Here is a 15,760-nt window from a genome sequence, read left to right as displayed (position 1 = left end):
GTTATGTTTCGTTTTACCTTAGTCTTTGTTGCGCTCCTGACGGCGGGCTGCGTCTCTCTCGATCCGAACTATGAGCGCCCGGCCGCGCCTGTGCCGGCGACTCTGCCGGGCAGCCACGGCGAGGCAACCGCGGTGGTCAGCGACTGGCAGCAGGTAGTGAATGACGCCCGCCTCAAAAAAGTGGTGAACATCGCGTTAACCAGCAACCGCGACGTGCAAAAAGCGCTGGCCGACATCGAAGCCGCGCGCGCCCAGTTTGGCGAAACCCGCGCCTCGCTGTTTCCGACCCTCGACGCCGAGCTGAGCCATACCCGCAGTAAAACGGTGGCCAGCGGTCTCACCTCGTCAGCGGAAGCCGACGGCGCGGTTTCCAGCTTCGAGCTGGATCTGTTTGGTAAGAACCAAAGCCTGACGCGCGCGGCGCGGGAAACCTGGCTTGCCAGCGAATTCACCGCTCAGAATACGCGTCTGACGATGATTGCCGATCTGACCACCGCGTGGATAACCCTCGCCGCGGACAACAGCAATCTGGCGCTGGCGCAGGAAACCATGGCCAGCGCGGAGAACTCGCGCAACATCGTCACCCGCCAGATGGAAGTCGGCACCGCCTCAGCTGGCGACCTGAGCGATGCGGAAAGCGTTTATCAGCAGGCGCGCGCCAGCGTCGCCAGCTACCGCACGCTGGTGGCGCAGGATAAAAACGCGCTCAACCTGCTGGCCGGAGAAACCGTGCCGGATAGCCTGCTGCCCGGCACCCTTGAAAGCCTTGGCGATCGTAGTATCACCCTGGTGCCGGCGGGCGTCTCTTCATCGGTACTGCTGCGCCGCCCGGATATCCAGGAAGCGGAGCATAATCTGAAGAGCGCTAACGCCGATATCGGCGCGGCGCGGGCCAACTTCTTCCCGTCCATCTCGTTGACCGCCAGCGCCGGGGTCGGCAGCGACTCGCTCTCGTCGCTGTTCAGCCACGGCATGCAGGTGTGGTCATTCGCGCCGTCCATCAGCCTGCCGCTGTTTACCGGCGGCAGCAACCTGGCGCAGCTGCGCTACGCTGAAGCGGAGAAAAAGGGTCTGATCGCCACCTATGAGAAGACCATTCAGAGCGCCTTTAAGGATGTCGCCGACGCGCTGGCGCGCCGGGAAACGCTCAGCGAACAGCTGGACGCGCAGAATAAATACGTCGCGGCGGAGCAGAAATCGCTGAATATTGCGATGAAGAGCTATCAGGCCGGGGTCGGAGATTATCTGTCGGTGCTGACCGCCCAGCGAACGCTGTGGTCGGCGCAGGCCACGCTGATCTCCCTCCAGCAGACCGATCTGGAAAACCGCATTACCCTCTGGCAGTCGCTGGGAGGCGGCGCCAGCTAACACTTTTGCCGGGCGGCAACGCCCGGTTTGATGACAAGGAGCCCGTTGATATGTCCCGAATTTCTCTCTCCTGGGTCGTGGTTCTCGGTTTGCTTAGCGCCATTGGGCCGCTGTGTACCGACTTCTATCTGCCCGCGCTGCCGGAAATCACCCAGCAGCTCAGCGCCACCGGCACGCAGACCCAGCTGTCGCTCACAGCGGCGCTGATTGGTCTCGGCCTTGGGCAGCTGTTTTTCGGCCCGCTGAGCGATCGCATTGGCCGTAAAAAGCCGCTGGCGCTCTCCCTGCTGCTGTTTATCTTCTCCTCGGCGATGTGCGCGATAACCTACGATATCCATATGCTGATCGCCTGGCGCTTTCTGCAGGGCTTCGCCGGCGCGGGCGGCTCGGTGCTGTCGCGCTCCATCGCCCGCGACAAGTATCAGGGCACTCTGCTGACCCAGTTTTTCGCCCTGCTGATGACCGTTAACGGCATTGCGCCGGTGCTTTCACCGGTACTCGGCGGCTGGATCATCACCGCCTTCGACTGGCGTATTCTGTTCTGGGCGATGGCGGCGATCGGCATTATTTTGCTGCTGCTCAGCCTGACGGTGCTGCACGAAACGCTGCCGGTTAAAAGCGCCGCCTCGGTTACGCAGCAGCAGGATGAGGCGCCGGTACTGAAAAACCGCCGCTTTATGCGCTACTGCCTGATTCAGGCCTTTATGATGGCCGGGCTATTTTCGTATATCGGCTCATCTTCGTTCGTTATCCAGAGCGAATATGCCATGAGCGCGATGCAGTTCAGCCTGCTGTTCGGCCTTAACGGCATCGGGCTGATTATCGCGGCGCTGATCTTTTCCCGCCTGGCACGTCGCTTCAGCGCCGAAGCCCTGCTGCGCGGCGGCCAGCTGCTGGCAGTGACATTTGCTGCCATCACCCTGCTCTTCGCCTGGCTACCGCTGCCGACGCTGGCGCTGGTCGGCCTGTTTTTTACCGTTTCTATGATGAGCGGTATCAGCACCGTCGCCGGTGCGGAAGCGATGAATGCCATTAATGCCCGTCAGTCCGGCACCGCGTCAGCCCTGATGGGCACGCTGATGTTTGTGTTCGGCGGTATTGCCGCGCCGCTGGCCGGACTCGGCGGCGAAACGATGCTCAAAATGAGTTTCGCGATGAGCCTTTGCTATCTGGCCGCGCTGCTGATTGGCCTGAAAAATCCGCGGCCCACGGTATAATCGTCTCCAGCGGTAATAAAAAATTCCAATTTTATTACCGCCATCTTTCCCGCCAGTGCTGAAATCACCTATTATTCCTTCAACCCCAATCGTGATAATCTTCACAGGAAAGGAATAATTAATTCCTTATACTGCCCGCCACTGTGAATAAAGAGGTTCCTATGAGTATCGACCTGAGCAAACTGCTAACCGAGCGCCGCAACGCCAATAGCGTCAACATTGATACCCTTTCCACCGAAGAGATGCTGTCGGTGATTAACCAGGAAGATCGGAAGGTGGCCCACGCCATTACCCCCTATCTGCCGCAAATTGCCCAGGTCGTGGATAACGTCGCGGCGGCGCTGCAGGCGGGAGGGCGCCTGATTTACATTGGCGCGGGTACTTCCGGTCGCCTGGGGATCCTTGATGCCAGCGAGTGCCCGCCGACCTTCGGTACCCGACCGGAGCAGGTGGTGGGCATTATCGCGGGGGGTCATAAAGCGATCCTGAGCGCCGTGGAAAACGTCGAAGACAACAAAGCCCAAGGGGCGATGGATTTGCAGAACCTGAACTTTAGCAGCCGCGACGTACTGGTCGGCCTGGCCGCCAGCGGACGCACGCCGTACGTCATCGGCGCGATGGAGTATGCCCATAGCCAGAGCGCTTTTGTCGCCATCATCAGCTGTAACCCGCACGGCGAAATGGCCCAACTGGCGGACGTTGCCATTACGCCGGTCGTGGGTCCGGAAGTGGTGACCGGCTCAACGCGCCTGAAGGCGGGCACCGCGCAGAAGCTGGTGCTGAATATGATTTCAACCGGGGCGATGATTCGCATCGGCAAGGTTTACAGCAATCTGATGGTGGACGTTGAAGCGACCAACGCCAAGCTTATCGAGCGCCAGGTGTCCATCGTCATGGAAGCGACCGAATGCGATCGCGCTACCGCCCAGAGCGCGCTGGAAGCCTGCGATCGCCACTGCAAAACGGCGATTGTGATGGTGCTGGCTGATTTAAGCGCCGCGGAGGCTCAGGCGCTGCTGGCAAAAAATAACGGCTATATCCGCAAGGCGCTGAGCCACTCCTGACCGCTGACTCACGGGGAATCTGCAATGGCGAAAATAAATAAAGAGATGATAGCGCGGATCCTGCAGCACGTGGGCGGAGCCGGGAACGTCGCGCAGGCGGGCAACTGTATGACCCGGCTGCGCCTGACCCTACGCGATGAATCACGGGCCGACAGCGCCGCCATCCGTCAGATTGACGGCGTGATGGGAGTGATCGTTAGCGATGAACAGTTCCAGGTCGTCCTTGGGCCCGGCAAGGCGCAAAGCGCGGCGGAAATGATGAACGCGTTACTGGAAGACGCGCCGGCGGAGGCGCCATCGCTGGCCGACGTCGCCGCCGAAAAGAAACAGGCGCTGAAGAGCAAGCAAACCAGCGGCATTCAAAAATTCCTCGCGAAATTCGCTACTATTTTCACCCCGCTCATTCCCGGTTTTATCGCCGTCGGCCTGCTGCTGGGGTTCGCCACTTTGGCGGAGCAGATATTCGTCCTTGAAAACGCGCATCCGAATGCGACGCTGCTGGCGCTGATCGGCTACATGAAGGTATTCAGCAAGGGGATGTTTACCTTCCTGAGCATCCTGATCGGCTATAACGCCCAGAAAGCCTTCGGCGGCTCCGGAGTCAACGGAGCGATCATCGCTGCGCTGTTTGTCCTCGGCTATAACCCGGAAGCCACCAGCGGCTTCTATTCCGGAATTTCGACCTTCTTCGGCCACGGTATTGACCCGCGCGGCAATATTATCGGCGTACTGATCGCCTCGATTATCGGCGCGTGGGTGGAGAAGCAGGTGCGACGCATCATGCCTGCCAACCTCGATATGATCCTCACCTCGGCGGTGACGCTGCTGATCATGGGCGCGATAACGTTTACCGTTATTATGCCGATCGGCGGCTGGCTGTTTACCGGGATGTCATGGCTGTTTTTGCACCTTAACGGTAACCCGTTCGGATCTGCGGTTTTGGCCGGCCTGTTCCTGCTGGCGGTGATGTTCGGCGTCCATCAGGGCTTCGTGCCGGTCTATTTCGCGCTGGTGGATGCGCAGGGGTTTAACTCGCTGTTTCCGATACTGGCCATGGCCGGGGCCGGACAGGTTGGCGCGGCGCTGGCGCTTTTCTGGCGGGCGAAGCACGGTTCTCTGCTGCGCACGCAGATTAAAGGGGCAATTATCCCCGGCTTCCTGGGCATCGGCGAACCGCTGATTTACGGCGTCACGCTGCCGCGTATGAAGCCGTTTATCACCGCCTGTCTCGGCGGCGCCTGCGGCGGTTTCTTTCTCGGGCTCATCGCCTGGATGGGGCTGCCGGTTGGCCTGAATACGGTGTTTGGCCCGTCGGGGCTGGTGGCGCTGCCGCTGATGACCTCCGGCAGCGGGATCTACGCCGGAATGGCGGTGTATGCCGCCGGGCTGGCGGTCTCTTATCTCTGCGGATTTGCCCTCACCTGGCTATTCGGCAGTAAAAACGTTGATTTAAGCTAAGAGGCGCGTCTGGCGCACGGCGGTGAACGTGAGTTTATCCGCCGCGTGGCGGGAGGCACTGACGCCCCATGTTGAATATTTTTTGCACGTGGCGTCGCGTTTCTGTCGGCCCGGTCAGGCGCCAGCCGCCGGGCGACGTCGGCCGGGGTACGCTTTGCTGGCCATCTGATAAAGGATCCGGCTACCATTTCCTGCCCCGCTTCCCGCGCGTGCTCATGCTATGATACTGCTTTCGCACTATTTTCACCTGAGGGAAAGATGGGCTCCAGCAAAAAAGGGATGCTGAACGTACTGATCGCCGCCGTGCTGTGGGGCAGTTCCGGCGTCTGCGCGCAATATATTATGCAGCAAAGTCAGATGTCATCGCCGTTTCTGACCATGACGCGCCTGCTGTTCGCCGGTCTGATTCTTCTGATGCTCTCGTTCGTTCACGGCGATAAAATTTTCCGCGTCCTGCAAAATCGCCAGGACGCTATCAGTTTGCTGATTTTTTCGCTGTTCGGGGCGCTCACCGTGCAGTACACCTTTCTGATGACCATCGAGAAATCAAACGCCGCCACCGCGACGGTGCTGCAGTTCCTGTCGCCGACGATTATCGTTGCGTGGTTTGCCATCGCCCGCAAAACGCGCCCCAGTCCGCTGGTGCTGGCGGCCATCGGTACCTCGCTGGCGGGCACATTTCTGCTGGTGACCCACGGCAATCCGACAACGCTGTCGATTTCTCCCGCCGCGCTGTTCTGGGGGATTGCTTCGGCATTTGCCGCCGCTTTCTATACTACTTATCCATCGACGCTGATTGCCCGCTACGGTACCCTGCCGATCGTCGGCTGGAGCATGCTGCTCGGCGGCGCGATGCTGCTGCCGTTCTACGCCGGACAGGGCAACCATTTTGTGGTGACCGGCGGCCTGCTGCTGGCCTTTTTCTACCTGGTGGTTATCGGCACCTCGCTGACGTTCAGCCTCTACCTGAACGGCGCGCAGAAGATTGGCGGCGCGAAGGCGGGGATCCTCAGCTGCGCGGAGCCGCTGAGTAGCGCCCTGCTCTCGCTGCTGCTGCTCGGCATTACCTTTAGCCTGCCGGACTGGCTGGGCACGCTGCTGATTCTCTCGTCGGTGGTGCTGATCGCCATGGATTCGCGGCGGCGGGTGAAAACAGGCTGACAATTATCTGGCCGGAGATGCTGCAACCTGAGTTTGCAGCATCTTCAGATCGTCATCCGACAGCTCACAAACCACCTGCACCAGCTCGCGCTCAAATCCCTGTTCCAGACATGAACGAGCAATACGCAACGCCTCTTCTCGTTTACCTTCCTGAAATCCTTCATAAAACTCCAGGTATAATTCCAACAGATATCCCAGTAAATACTCAGGTTGTAACTCCTGAGGTATCTCTTCCAGCGGTAGCCTCTCTACAATCTTCATTAATTTTCCCCCACCTTGAGGGATGCATCCTGGAATGCATTCAGATCGTCATCAGAGAGCCCTATAGTCATCCGTACCAGCTCGCGCTCAAACCCCTGCTCCAGAAGTGAACGGGCAATACGCAACGCTTCTTCTTGTCTACCCTCTTGTTTACCTTCTAACTTGCCTTCTTGTCTCCCTTCCTGCCGTAGCCTTTCCGCAATCGTCATGAGTACCTCCTTATGTTGAGGAACGCGCCGCTCGACCTCGTGAAGAAATTCACCAAAATGAGGCGCATCACCACACTGCAGCATGTAATTAAACAGCGCTTTCAACTGGCTGTCATTAGCGCAACCTTTAACCAACAGCTCTGCTAATCGCTCCACCAGGCCAAGTAAATCGCGCTGGCGAATATGCTTTTGAATCAGCTCCAGCAACGCTACACGCCGGTGCTGCATAATGTCGTCATCCGGCACCACCGTAATATCCACCAGTGGGAAAGCGGCGGCATAAAGTCGTCGCGCTGTCTGCGTATCGGTAAACTCATCCAGCCAGCAAAGCGAGAAGGGATAAGGGCTTTTCGCGCCGTGATAAAACAGCATCGGCACCACCAGCGGCAGCGTTTTATGCCCGGCATCCAGATGACGCTGCATCGCCGCCAGCGCGTAGCGCATCAGCCTGAATGCCATATGCGCATCCGGCGTGCTCTGGTGTTCAATCACCACGTAGATATAGCCATCACCGTCGCTGGTTTTTAGCGACCACAGCACGTCGGAGTAGCTGGCGCGTAAATTCGCTTCAATAAAGCTGCCTGACTCCAGCCTGAGCGTTTGCAGATCGCATAGCTGGCGCAGCGACGCGGGAAGATGAATGTCGATAAAATCCCTGGCGCACTCGGGATGCGATAAAAACTGCTTAAAAACCGCGTCGTGCGGCGTCGAGGAGGTTCCTTTTTTCATCATGCTCCGCCATCCCTGAAACGCAATGGCAGAAATATATCCATCAAAAGAAAGGGGGGCATCTGCGCATCAACGGCTTTGCTTGCCGGTACGGAAGATAAATTTCAGCGGCTGAAACGGATGCATTTTTGCGGAAACCGGCACGCAAAATGGTTATTTCGGGAATGTGTCTATAGTTAGAAAAACCCTTTAATAAAAATAAGGATATCCATGATGAAGAGAATGAGTATTGCGCTTTCGCTGGCAGCCAGCCTGATGCTACCCCATCTGGCCACAGCCGCGCCGCTCTCCGGCCTGAAGTTTGAACAGCAGAAGCAGCAGATCGTGAAGGATGTGAGGAAAAACTGCCCTGCCAGCAGCGCGCTGGATGATACGCAGTTTGCTAACCGCGTGCTGGAATCAGCGGAAAATAAGACCGCCGTACAAAGCGCGACGCGGGCGCTGGATAAAAACAACAGCGCCGCTTATCAGAAGGCCATTAGCGGCATTCAGTGCCCAACGCCCTGATTCCGGCGGCGGGTTGGACGCCATCAGCGGTTCGGGATGATCAAATCCCCGCGCAGCGGGCTACTGCCGAGCATTTGCGTCTTCTCGGTCAGCCAGTTGACTATCCGGCTGGCCATCGCGTCCATTGAATATTCAATCGCCGGGATAGTCGGAATACCGGGCAGCTGTAACGAGCCCGCCAGGCTGAATACCATGACTTTTTCCGGCACCGCGCGGTTAAATGCCTGGAGCTGCGGCACCACAAACTGCGCCTGCTGCTCGTTGGCAACCAATAACGCATTGAAGTTCAAGGTTGTTGCGTTATTCACCAGCTCCTGCACCGCTACGGATGGCGAATGACTGTCGAGAAAAACCAGGTTGCGATTAAACGGCAGAAAATTCTTTTCCAGCGCGTGCTTATAGCCCAGCAGGACCTGGTCTGCAAAGCCGCTGCCCTGCGGGTGGATAAGCGCAATCTGCCTGCGCCCCTGGCTTATCAGATAGTTACAGGCCGTTTCCGCCGCGAATGCGTGGTCAAAATGAATACTGTTCGCCCCTTCGCTTTCCAGACAGTCGATCAGCACCACGTCAGGACGGTCGATATTGAGCGGAAACCGGGCGCCGATAATCAGCACGTTGTCGCATAAACCGCAGGTTAACTCTTCCAGAGAGTGCAGCACCCTACCGCGGCTGTTGGCAAAACGCAGCAGCAGATGCTTCTGGTGCTGGCTGAGCTGCTTTTCCAGCGCATAGAGATAGCTGGTGGTTTGATTGATGTTGTCCTGGGCGCAGATCACGCCGATGCAGCCGGTGGTCTGACTCAGCAAAGATTGCGCTATCATGTTCGGCCGGTAGTTGAGTTCTTCCGCCGCCTGTAATACCGCCTGCCGGCTGGCTTCCTTTACGCCGCGCGAACCGCTCAACACCCGAGAGACTGTGGCTTTAGATACCCCAGCTAATCGTGATACATCGTTGATAGTAGACATTATTTTCCCCTGACAGGGCTAATCCGATCCCTGTAAATCCATAAACCTGAATCGCTTCAATAATAACCAGCGGCAGTATATCCGTTTCCTTTTTTATTTGGAAACCGATTTTCCGTTTCGCGGAAAATCGTAGCAAAAATCACGAAAATCTGTGAGCCAAATCTAATTAACACACCCTTTGACTGACGGATCTTGACGGTTATCACAGTTCTGTTTTTTATAAATGGAAACCGGTTTCCGTCTGATATCAAATCATCCACGCAATAACTTTTTACATTTTGAGGATGATCGCCGATGTACAAGATTATGCTGTGCTGCTCTGCCGGGATGTCCACCAGTCTGTTGGTCAGAAAGATGGTCGATGCCGCGAAGGAACGCGCCCTCCCGGTGCAGATCGATGCCTATGGAGTTTCCGAATTTGATATGCAGTTTCCGCAGTACCAGGTGGTGCTTCTTGGGCCCCAGGTGAAGTACATGCTGAAAACCTTATCTGAGAAAGCCGCGCCCCTGAATATTCCGGTCCAGCCAATTAACACCATGGATTACGGGATGCAGCGGGGAGACAACGTTCTGGATTATGCCCTGTCGCTGATCGAAGCGCATTAAGAGGTGTACAAATGAGTTCTCTGTATCAGTCCATGATTGCCGTGATCGAGCAATCAATTACCCCGCTGGCAGGACGCCTTGGGCAGCAGAAATACGTTATCGCGATTCGCGATGGTTTCACTGCCGCATTGCCGTTTATGATCATCGGCTCATTCATGCTGGTATTTATCTTTCCGCCCTTTTCGCCGGATACCACTAACGGTTTCGCCCGCGGCTGGCTGGACTTCTCCCAGCAGTATCGCGAACAGCTGATGCTGCCGTTTAACCTCAGCATGGGCGTGATGACGTTCTTTATTTCGGTGGGAATCGGCGCCAGCCTGGGACGCCAGTTCCAGCTCGATCCGGTGATGTCCGGTCTGCTGGCGTTTATGGCTTTCTTACTGGTTGCCGCGCCGTATGCCGACGGCAAAATCTCCACCCAGTATCTCTCTGGTCAGGGTATTTTCACCGCTTTGATCACCGCTATCTACTCTACCCGCGTTTACGCCTGGCTGAAGCAGAACAACATTACGATTCGTCTGCCGAAAGAGGTGCCGACCGGCGTCGCGCGCTCGTTCGAAATCCTTATCCCGGTACTGGTGGTGATCGCGACACTACATCCGCTGAATCTGTTTATCGAAGCGCAGACCGGTATGATTCTGCCGCAGGCGATTATGCACCTGCTGGAGCCGCTGGTTTCCGCCTCTGACTCTCTGCCAGCGATACTGCTGTCGGTGCTGATGTGTCAGATTTTCTGGTTCGCCGGGATCCACGGCTCGCTGATCGTGACCGGCATTATGAACCCCTTCTGGATGGCCAACCTGTCGGCGAACCAGGCTGCGCTGGCGGCCGGCGCGGCTCTGCCCCATGTCTATCTGCAGGGTTTCTGGGACCACTATCTGCTGATTGGCGGCGTCGGCTCCACGCTTCCGCTGGCCTTCCTGCTGCTGCGTAGCCGCGTAGCTCACCTGCGCACCATTGGCAAAATGGGTATCGTTCCGAGCTTCTTTAATATCAATGAACCGATTCTGTTCGGTGCGCCGATAATCATGAACCCGATGATGTTTATCCCGTTCGTCTTTGTCCCGATGATTAACGCCGTTCTGGCCTACGGTGCGACGCGCCTCGGCTGGCTCAGCCAGGTCGTTTCGCTGACCCCGTGGACGACCCCGGCCCCTATCGGTGCATCCTGGGCTGCAAACTGGACGCTAAGCCCGGTGGTGATGTGCTTAATTTGCATGGTGATGTCAGCGGTAATTTATCTGCCATTCCTCCGCGCCTATGAACGCTCATTAATGAAAACTGAAGTCGAAAAAGCCAAAGCTGCGGTGCCGGTTGCCGAAACGGTCAGCCAATAATTAACTCATATATTTAATAGCATATTTATCATGACGGCATAAATAATGTGGAAAAGGGATTTTCACTGCATTATTTAAATAATAAGGTTAATGACCTCAGGAACTATTATGATTGAACTAGAAGATGCGGTAATGGAAATTATCGTTAATGCGGGACAGTCACGCTCATTATGTTTTGAAGCGCTGCATTGTGCCCGTAGCGGTAATATAGATGAAGCGCGCTTGCTGCTGAATGAAGCCGATGGCTACGCCCGTCGGGCGCACCAGATGCAGACCCAGCTTATCGAGCAGGATGCGGGCCAAGCGCGCCAGCCGATGACCCTCATTATGGTGCATGCTCAGGACCATCTGATGAATTCGCTGCTCGCGCGTGAATTTTCAGAAGAGCTTATTCATTTATACCAGCGTTAATTTATATCAATATTTAGCAACTGTACCCGGAATAAATAAACCAGCTTATCCTGGCGGGATAGCTATTATCTAAATATATAAATTACTAAAAGCGAGATAATGATGAAAACTGTAAAAATACTGCCATTAACCATGGCGGTCGTCGCCGCGCTGTGCCCAGTTTCCGTATTTGCACAAGAATTTACTCAGGAACAGATCGACGCCATTGTCGCCAAAGCCGTCGATAAAGCCCTGGCCGAACGCCAGGCGAAAATCGATGCCGCCGCCGATAAAAAAGTGGACGTCATTACCAACCCGCAGACCACCGCAGCCACGCCGGATATGGCGATCCCCTTCGGCCTGAAGTTCAGCGGCTACGCCCGCTACGGCGCGCAGTTCCAGACCGGCGATCAGAAGTTTGTCGGCGTGGATGGTTCCTATAACGGCGCCTCGGCGATCGGTCGTTTAGGCAACGAAGGCAACGGCGGCGAATTTCAGATAACCAAAGCCTTTAAGAGCAGTCAAGGCGCGATCTGGGATATCAACGTCATGTTTGACCACTGGAGCGACGAAGTTAACCTGAAAAAAGCCTACGTCGGCGTTACCAACGTGCTGGAGTCTAACCCCAACGCCTATATCTGGGCCGGCCGCGACTTCCATCAGCGCCCGCAACAGGGGATTAACGACTACTTCTGGATGAACCACGACGGCCAGGGCGCCGGGGTGAAAAACTTTGATATCGGCGGCGTACAGTTTGACGTGGCGGCGGTGTCGCAGGTGGAATCCTGTAGCCCGGAAGTGATGGCCGACGAAGCTAACCCGTCGCGCATCACCTGTACAGGCGGCTCCGGAACCGGCGATGATGGCCACTATGCGCTGACCACTAAAACCCATAATCTTAAAGCCGGGCCGATCGACGTTGAGGTTTACGCCAACTACGGTTTCGATTCGAAAGCGGTAGACAGCGACGAGCGTCTCGAAGCCTGGCAGGGCGGGCTGGTGCTGAGCCACACCAACGACAGCGGCGTCAATAAAGTGATTCTGCGCTACTCCGACAACTCGGATAACAGCGTCTATAACAAGACCGACGATCTCACCGCTATCTATGCCAGCTTTGAAGGGCTGCATAAATTCACCCAGCAGGCGCAGCTCGAATATCTGCTGGCCTTCCACGACTATGACAACGGTAAAGACAATACCGACAATCGTAAAAACTACGGCGCCATTGTCCGTCCAATGTACTTCTGGAACGATGTCCACTCCACCTGGCTGGAAGCGGGCTATCAGCGCGTCGATTACGACCAGGGCGGCGATAACCACGGCTGGAAGCTGACGCTGTCGCAGAATATCGCCATCGGTATGGGGCCGGAGTTCCGCCCGATGCTGCGCTTCTACGTAACCGGCGGTCAGGTAGATAACAAGCGCACCGCAAAGGTCAACGGCACCAAAGACGAACAGCTGGATTCGCTGAACGTTGGCGGCATGTTTGAAGCGTGGTTCTAAGCTTGTGAAGCCGTCCGGATGGCGGCTGTCGCCTTATCCGGGCTACCGAACCGCAGACAACGGTGAACCTGTAGCCCGGCTAAGCGCAGCGCGAGCCGGGAAGAAGCCGCATCGATATATTTATCCCGGCGTATTCCCCGGGTGGCGGCGTAACGCCTTACCCGGGCTTCCCTACCGAGCCACGGTGAATCCGTCGCCCGATGTGATGATTACCTCTGGCTCATCCGGCGGGCAATGCGCTCAAGCTTAATCATCAGCAGCAGCGTGATGCCCACCAGCACGATGGTCAGCGCCGAACCATCGGCAATATTGCCGCGATCGGTGAGGCTGAAAATCGTCACCGGCAGCGTCGTCCAGCCCGGCGGATAGATCATCACCGTCGCGCCCAGCTCCCCCATCGACAGCGACAGGCTCAGCGCCAGCGCGGAGATCATCCACGGAGCCATGAGCGGCAGCGTGACATGGCGCAGGCGATACCACGGCGATGCCCCGAGGCTGGAGGCGACGCTTTCAATATCGGCGGAAATCCGCGTCAGACCGGTGGAGACGTTGCTGAAGGTAAACGCAGAAATCAGCACGAAGTGCGCCGCCAGCACGATCCAGAAAGTACCGTTCATTTGTAGCGGCCCCTGGCTGAAAGCCACCAGAATGCCTAAACCCACCGATACCGAAGGAATGGCGCTCGGTAAATAGAACGCCAGCCCAAGATATTTTTGCAGCTTCGCGCCGTGCTGGCGCAGAGCCAGCGCAGCCCACGTGCCGCACAGCAGAGCGAACAGGCTGGCGCAAAATCCAACCATCAGGCTGGAAAAGAGCGCATCCCACGCAGCCCCGCGAAAGGCGTTCACAAAGTGCCCAAGGGTAAAACCGGACGGCAGCAGGCCGTTCCACTGCTGGCTCAGGCTGGACATCAAAATCACCGCCAGCGGCAGGAAGAAGAATCCGGCAAACAGCGTTGCCGCCAGCGCGCCCGCCGCCACGCGGCCTTTACGCGACCAAATCAACATCGTTAGCTCCTCACGCCGGTACGCGCGGCGGCCACGCGATAGATTATAAACAGTCCCAGCGACAGCAGAATATTTATCAGGGCAATCATGCAGGCCTGGCTGTAATCCGATTCGAGAATAGCCTTGCTGTACACCATCATCGGCAGCGTATTCACGCCTTTGGCGCCGATAAACAGTACGATACCGAACTCGTTAGTCGTCAGCAGCAGGCACAGGCTACCGCCCGCCATCAGCGCTGGCAGCGCCGCCGGGAAAATCACCTGGCCGATAACCCGCAGCGGATGCGCGCCGAGAATACTCGCCGCCTCTAGCTGGCTTTTATCAATCTGCCGCAATCCGGCCATCAGCGGACGCATCACCAGAGGCGTGAAAACGGTGATTTCCGCCAGAATCACGCCCTGAATGGAATAAAGAAAATCGATCGGCGGCAGTTCGAAAGACAATAGCGACATTAGCGCGCCGTTCAGCAAACCCGCGGAGCCGTAGATAAAAGTAAACGCCAGGGTAATGAGAAAGGTCGGCAGGGCAATAAAGGTATCAATCACCCGGCTGATCAACTGGCTGCCGGGAAAGGGAATAAACACCAGAATCAGCGCCAGGACGCTGCCGAGCAGCAGGCAGCCCAGGGTGGCGAAGACCGCGATTTGCATCGTATTGAGCAACGCGTTGATAAAGCGCCGGGATCCCACGACCTGCCAGAAGGTTTCAAGGCTCAGGTGACCGCTGGCATCACGTAGCGCCTGTTCGCCGATCAGCAGCAGCGGATAGAAAAACAGGGTCGCCAGCACCAGCAGCGGCGGCAGAAGCCACAGTAAGGGCCGCAGCTGAACAGAGCGACGCGGGAGCGTTAGGATCTGCGACATTATGACACCTCAATCAGGACCGCATCGTTGGGTTCAAAATAGAGCGCCAGCCTGTCGCCGGCCCGCGGCAGCGGATCCACGTGGGTCATCACAATGCGCACCGCCTCCCCGGCCACGTCGCATAGCAGGTGGGTCAAATCGCCCTGCCAGTGCACCGACTGCAGGGTAGCGTTAAGTCGGTTGCTGGTGGCCGTTCGCGGCGCGAGGCTCATATGCTGCGGACGAATACACAGCAGCTTATTATTGCCGTGCTGACCGCCGCGGCTGAAAGCGGTAATCAATCCACCGCCGCAGCTGACGCTGACCAGGCCAGGCCCTGCGGTATCTTTCAGCGCCGTCGCCTGCAGGATATTGGCGCGTCCGAGAAACTCGGCGGTGAAACGATTAGGCGGATAGTGGTAAAGCTGATGGGTTTCGCCATGGGCAATGAGCGAGCCGTCTTTCATGATGCCAATCTTGTCCGCCAGGGTCAGGGCTTCGGTCTGATCGTGGGTAACGTAGAGAATTGTGAGTTCCGGCAGTTCGCGGTGCAGGCGGGCAATTTCCTCTACCATGTTGTGACGGATTTGCGCATCCAGCGCCGAGAGCGGCTCATCAAGCAGCAAGACCCGCGGACGTACGGCGATGGCGCGGGCAATCGCGACGCGCTGTTGCTGGCCGCCGGATAGCTGGTGCGGATAGCGGCTGGCGTAATCCGCCATGCCGACGATTTTCAGGGCGTCTTTGACGCGTGCAGCTATCTCCGTTTTCGGCTGCTTCTGCGCCCGCAGGCCGAAGGCGACGTTATCTTCTACCTTCATATGCGGAAACAGGGCGTAGTTTTGCACCACCATGCCAAGGCCGCGTTGATACGGCGGCAGGTGGGTGACATCCGTATCGCCCAGCAAAATCCGCCCGCCCGCCGGCTGTACAAATCCGGCTATCGCCCGCAGCACCGTGGTTTTTCCGGATCCGGATGGACCGATCAGCGCCAGCACTTCACCCGGTTCAATAGTTAAGGTCAGCGGCTTCAGCACCACGTTGCCGTGATAAGAAACGCGCAGCGAGTCGAGAGTGATCCCGGACGTTCCCGTCGACGACGGGGGATGAGCGACGGTTGTTTTCATTAACATCAC

16 protein-coding genes are annotated in these 15,760 nt (G+C 57.2%); 10 read left to right on the top strand and 6 right to left on the bottom strand.

The genetic code is table 11. The features are described from left to right. The first annotated feature begins 3 nt into the window (after positions 1 to 3). From ABLV11_RS20045 to ABLV11_RS20025, 5 genes are all read left to right on the top strand, one after another. Positions 4 to 1,368, top strand: a complete 1,365-nt coding sequence (locus tag ABLV11_RS20045) for an efflux transporter outer membrane subunit (RefSeq protein ID WP_004107033.1) — start codon at positions 4 to 6, stop codon at positions 1,366 to 1,368. Between the two features lie 50 nt (positions 1,369 to 1,418). Then, the gene (locus ABLV11_RS20040) at positions 1,419 to 2,585 is read left to right on the top strand and encodes a multidrug effflux MFS transporter (protein ID WP_126487965.1); all 1,167 of its coding nucleotides are present in this window, start codon (positions 1,419 to 1,421) and stop codon (positions 2,583 to 2,585) included. 161 nt (positions 2,586 to 2,746) lie between these two features. After that, positions 2,747 to 3,649, top strand: a complete 903-nt coding sequence (gene murQ, locus ABLV11_RS20035) for an N-acetylmuramic acid 6-phosphate etherase (protein WP_126487962.1) — start codon at positions 2,747 to 2,749, stop codon at positions 3,647 to 3,649. 24 nt (positions 3,650 to 3,673) lie between these two features. Beyond that, positions 3,674 to 5,107: a PTS N-acetylmuramic acid transporter subunit IIBC gene (gene murP / locus ABLV11_RS20030; protein WP_004107037.1), complete on the top strand. Its 1,434-nt coding sequence runs from the start codon at positions 3,674 to 3,676 to the stop codon at positions 5,105 to 5,107. Between the two features lie 258 nt (positions 5,108 to 5,365). Then, positions 5,366 to 6,268: a DMT family transporter gene (locus tag ABLV11_RS20025; protein ID WP_004107039.1), complete on the top strand. Its 903-nt coding sequence runs from the start codon at positions 5,366 to 5,368 to the stop codon at positions 6,266 to 6,268. A gap of 3 nt (positions 6,269 to 6,271) precedes the next feature. Here ABLV11_RS20025 and ABLV11_RS20020 read toward each other — a convergent pair whose 3' ends face one another. Next, a complete protein-coding gene (locus ABLV11_RS20020) occupies positions 6,272 to 6,529 on the bottom strand; it encodes a hypothetical protein (RefSeq protein ID WP_105889385.1) in 258 nt (85 codons plus the stop codon). Beyond that, a complete protein-coding gene (locus ABLV11_RS20015) occupies positions 6,529 to 7,467 on the bottom strand; it encodes an Rpn family recombination-promoting nuclease/putative transposase (RefSeq protein WP_126489670.1) in 939 nt (312 codons plus the stop codon). Before ABLV11_RS20015 ends, ABLV11_RS20020 begins: the two co-directional genes overlap by 1 nt. A 210-nt stretch (positions 7,468 to 7,677) precedes the next feature. Between ABLV11_RS20015 and ABLV11_RS20010 the strand changes: the two genes are divergently transcribed. Next, entirely contained in the window at positions 7,678 to 7,974 is a 297-nt protein-coding gene (locus ABLV11_RS20010; protein WP_224250553.1) for a YicS family protein, read from the top strand. 23 nt (positions 7,975 to 7,997) lie between these two features. Here the strand turns inward: ABLV11_RS20010 and ABLV11_RS20005 are convergent, their stop codons facing one another. Beyond that, positions 7,998 to 8,939: a LacI family DNA-binding transcriptional regulator gene (locus ABLV11_RS20005; protein WP_126487958.1), complete on the bottom strand. Its 942-nt coding sequence runs from the start codon at positions 8,937 to 8,939 to the stop codon at positions 7,998 to 8,000. Positions 8,940 to 9,233: 294 nt separating this feature from the next. On the opposite strand from ABLV11_RS20005, the gene ABLV11_RS20000 reads away from it, so the two are divergent. The 4 genes from ABLV11_RS20000 to ABLV11_RS19985 all read left to right on the top strand — a co-directional run bounded on the left by ABLV11_RS20000 (position 9,234) and on the right by ABLV11_RS19985 (position 12,775). Further along, positions 9,234 to 9,545 (top strand): PTS sugar transporter subunit IIB, encoded by a 312-nt coding sequence (locus tag ABLV11_RS20000; protein WP_004107048.1) that lies wholly within the window; start codon positions 9,234 to 9,236, stop codon positions 9,543 to 9,545. A gap of 11 nt (positions 9,546 to 9,556) precedes the next feature. Further along, a complete protein-coding gene (locus ABLV11_RS19995; RefSeq protein WP_004107062.1) occupies positions 9,557 to 10,882 on the top strand; it encodes a PTS cellobiose transporter subunit IIC in 1,326 nt (441 codons plus the stop codon). Positions 10,883 to 10,990: 108 nt separating this feature from the next. Further along, complete coding sequence (locus ABLV11_RS19990) at positions 10,991 to 11,293, top strand: PTS lactose/cellobiose transporter subunit IIA (RefSeq protein ID WP_024274838.1); 303 nt, start codon at positions 10,991 to 10,993, stop codon at positions 11,291 to 11,293. A gap of 102 nt (positions 11,294 to 11,395) precedes the next feature. After that, positions 11,396 to 12,775, top strand: a complete 1,380-nt coding sequence (locus tag ABLV11_RS19985; protein WP_163529182.1) for a carbohydrate porin — start codon at positions 11,396 to 11,398, stop codon at positions 12,773 to 12,775. Between the two features lie 209 nt (positions 12,776 to 12,984). Here the strand turns inward: ABLV11_RS19985 and phnV are convergent, their stop codons facing one another. The 3 genes from phnV to phnT are packed head-to-tail and all read right to left on the bottom strand — an operon-like array spanning position 12,985 to position 15,757. Beyond that, entirely contained in the window at positions 12,985 to 13,782 is a 798-nt protein-coding gene (phnV, locus tag ABLV11_RS19980; protein ID WP_163529136.1) for a 2-aminoethylphosphonate ABC transport system, membrane component PhnV, read from the bottom strand. A gap of 2 nt (positions 13,783 to 13,784) precedes the next feature. Further along, positions 13,785 to 14,645 carry a 2-aminoethylphosphonate ABC transporter permease subunit gene (phnU, locus tag ABLV11_RS19975; RefSeq protein WP_105889387.1) on the bottom strand — a complete coding sequence of 287 codons (861 nt, stop codon included), beginning with the start codon at positions 14,643 to 14,645 and terminating at the stop codon, positions 13,785 to 13,787. Then, the gene (phnT, locus tag ABLV11_RS19970; protein WP_004107077.1) at positions 14,645 to 15,757 is read right to left on the bottom strand and encodes a 2-aminoethylphosphonate ABC transport system ATP-binding subunit PhnT; all 1,113 of its coding nucleotides are present in this window, start codon (positions 15,755 to 15,757) and stop codon (positions 14,645 to 14,647) included. The genes phnU and phnT overlap by 1 nt, the downstream gene beginning before the upstream one ends. Positions 15,758 to 15,760: the final 3 nt, after the last annotated feature.

It is taken from the genome of Klebsiella sp. GW_Kp181 (assembly GCF_040062315.1).
Taxonomy (GTDB): Bacteria; Pseudomonadota; Gammaproteobacteria; order Enterobacterales; family Enterobacteriaceae; genus Klebsiella; species Klebsiella oxytoca.
This window is presented reverse-complemented; position numbering and strand designations above follow the sequence as displayed.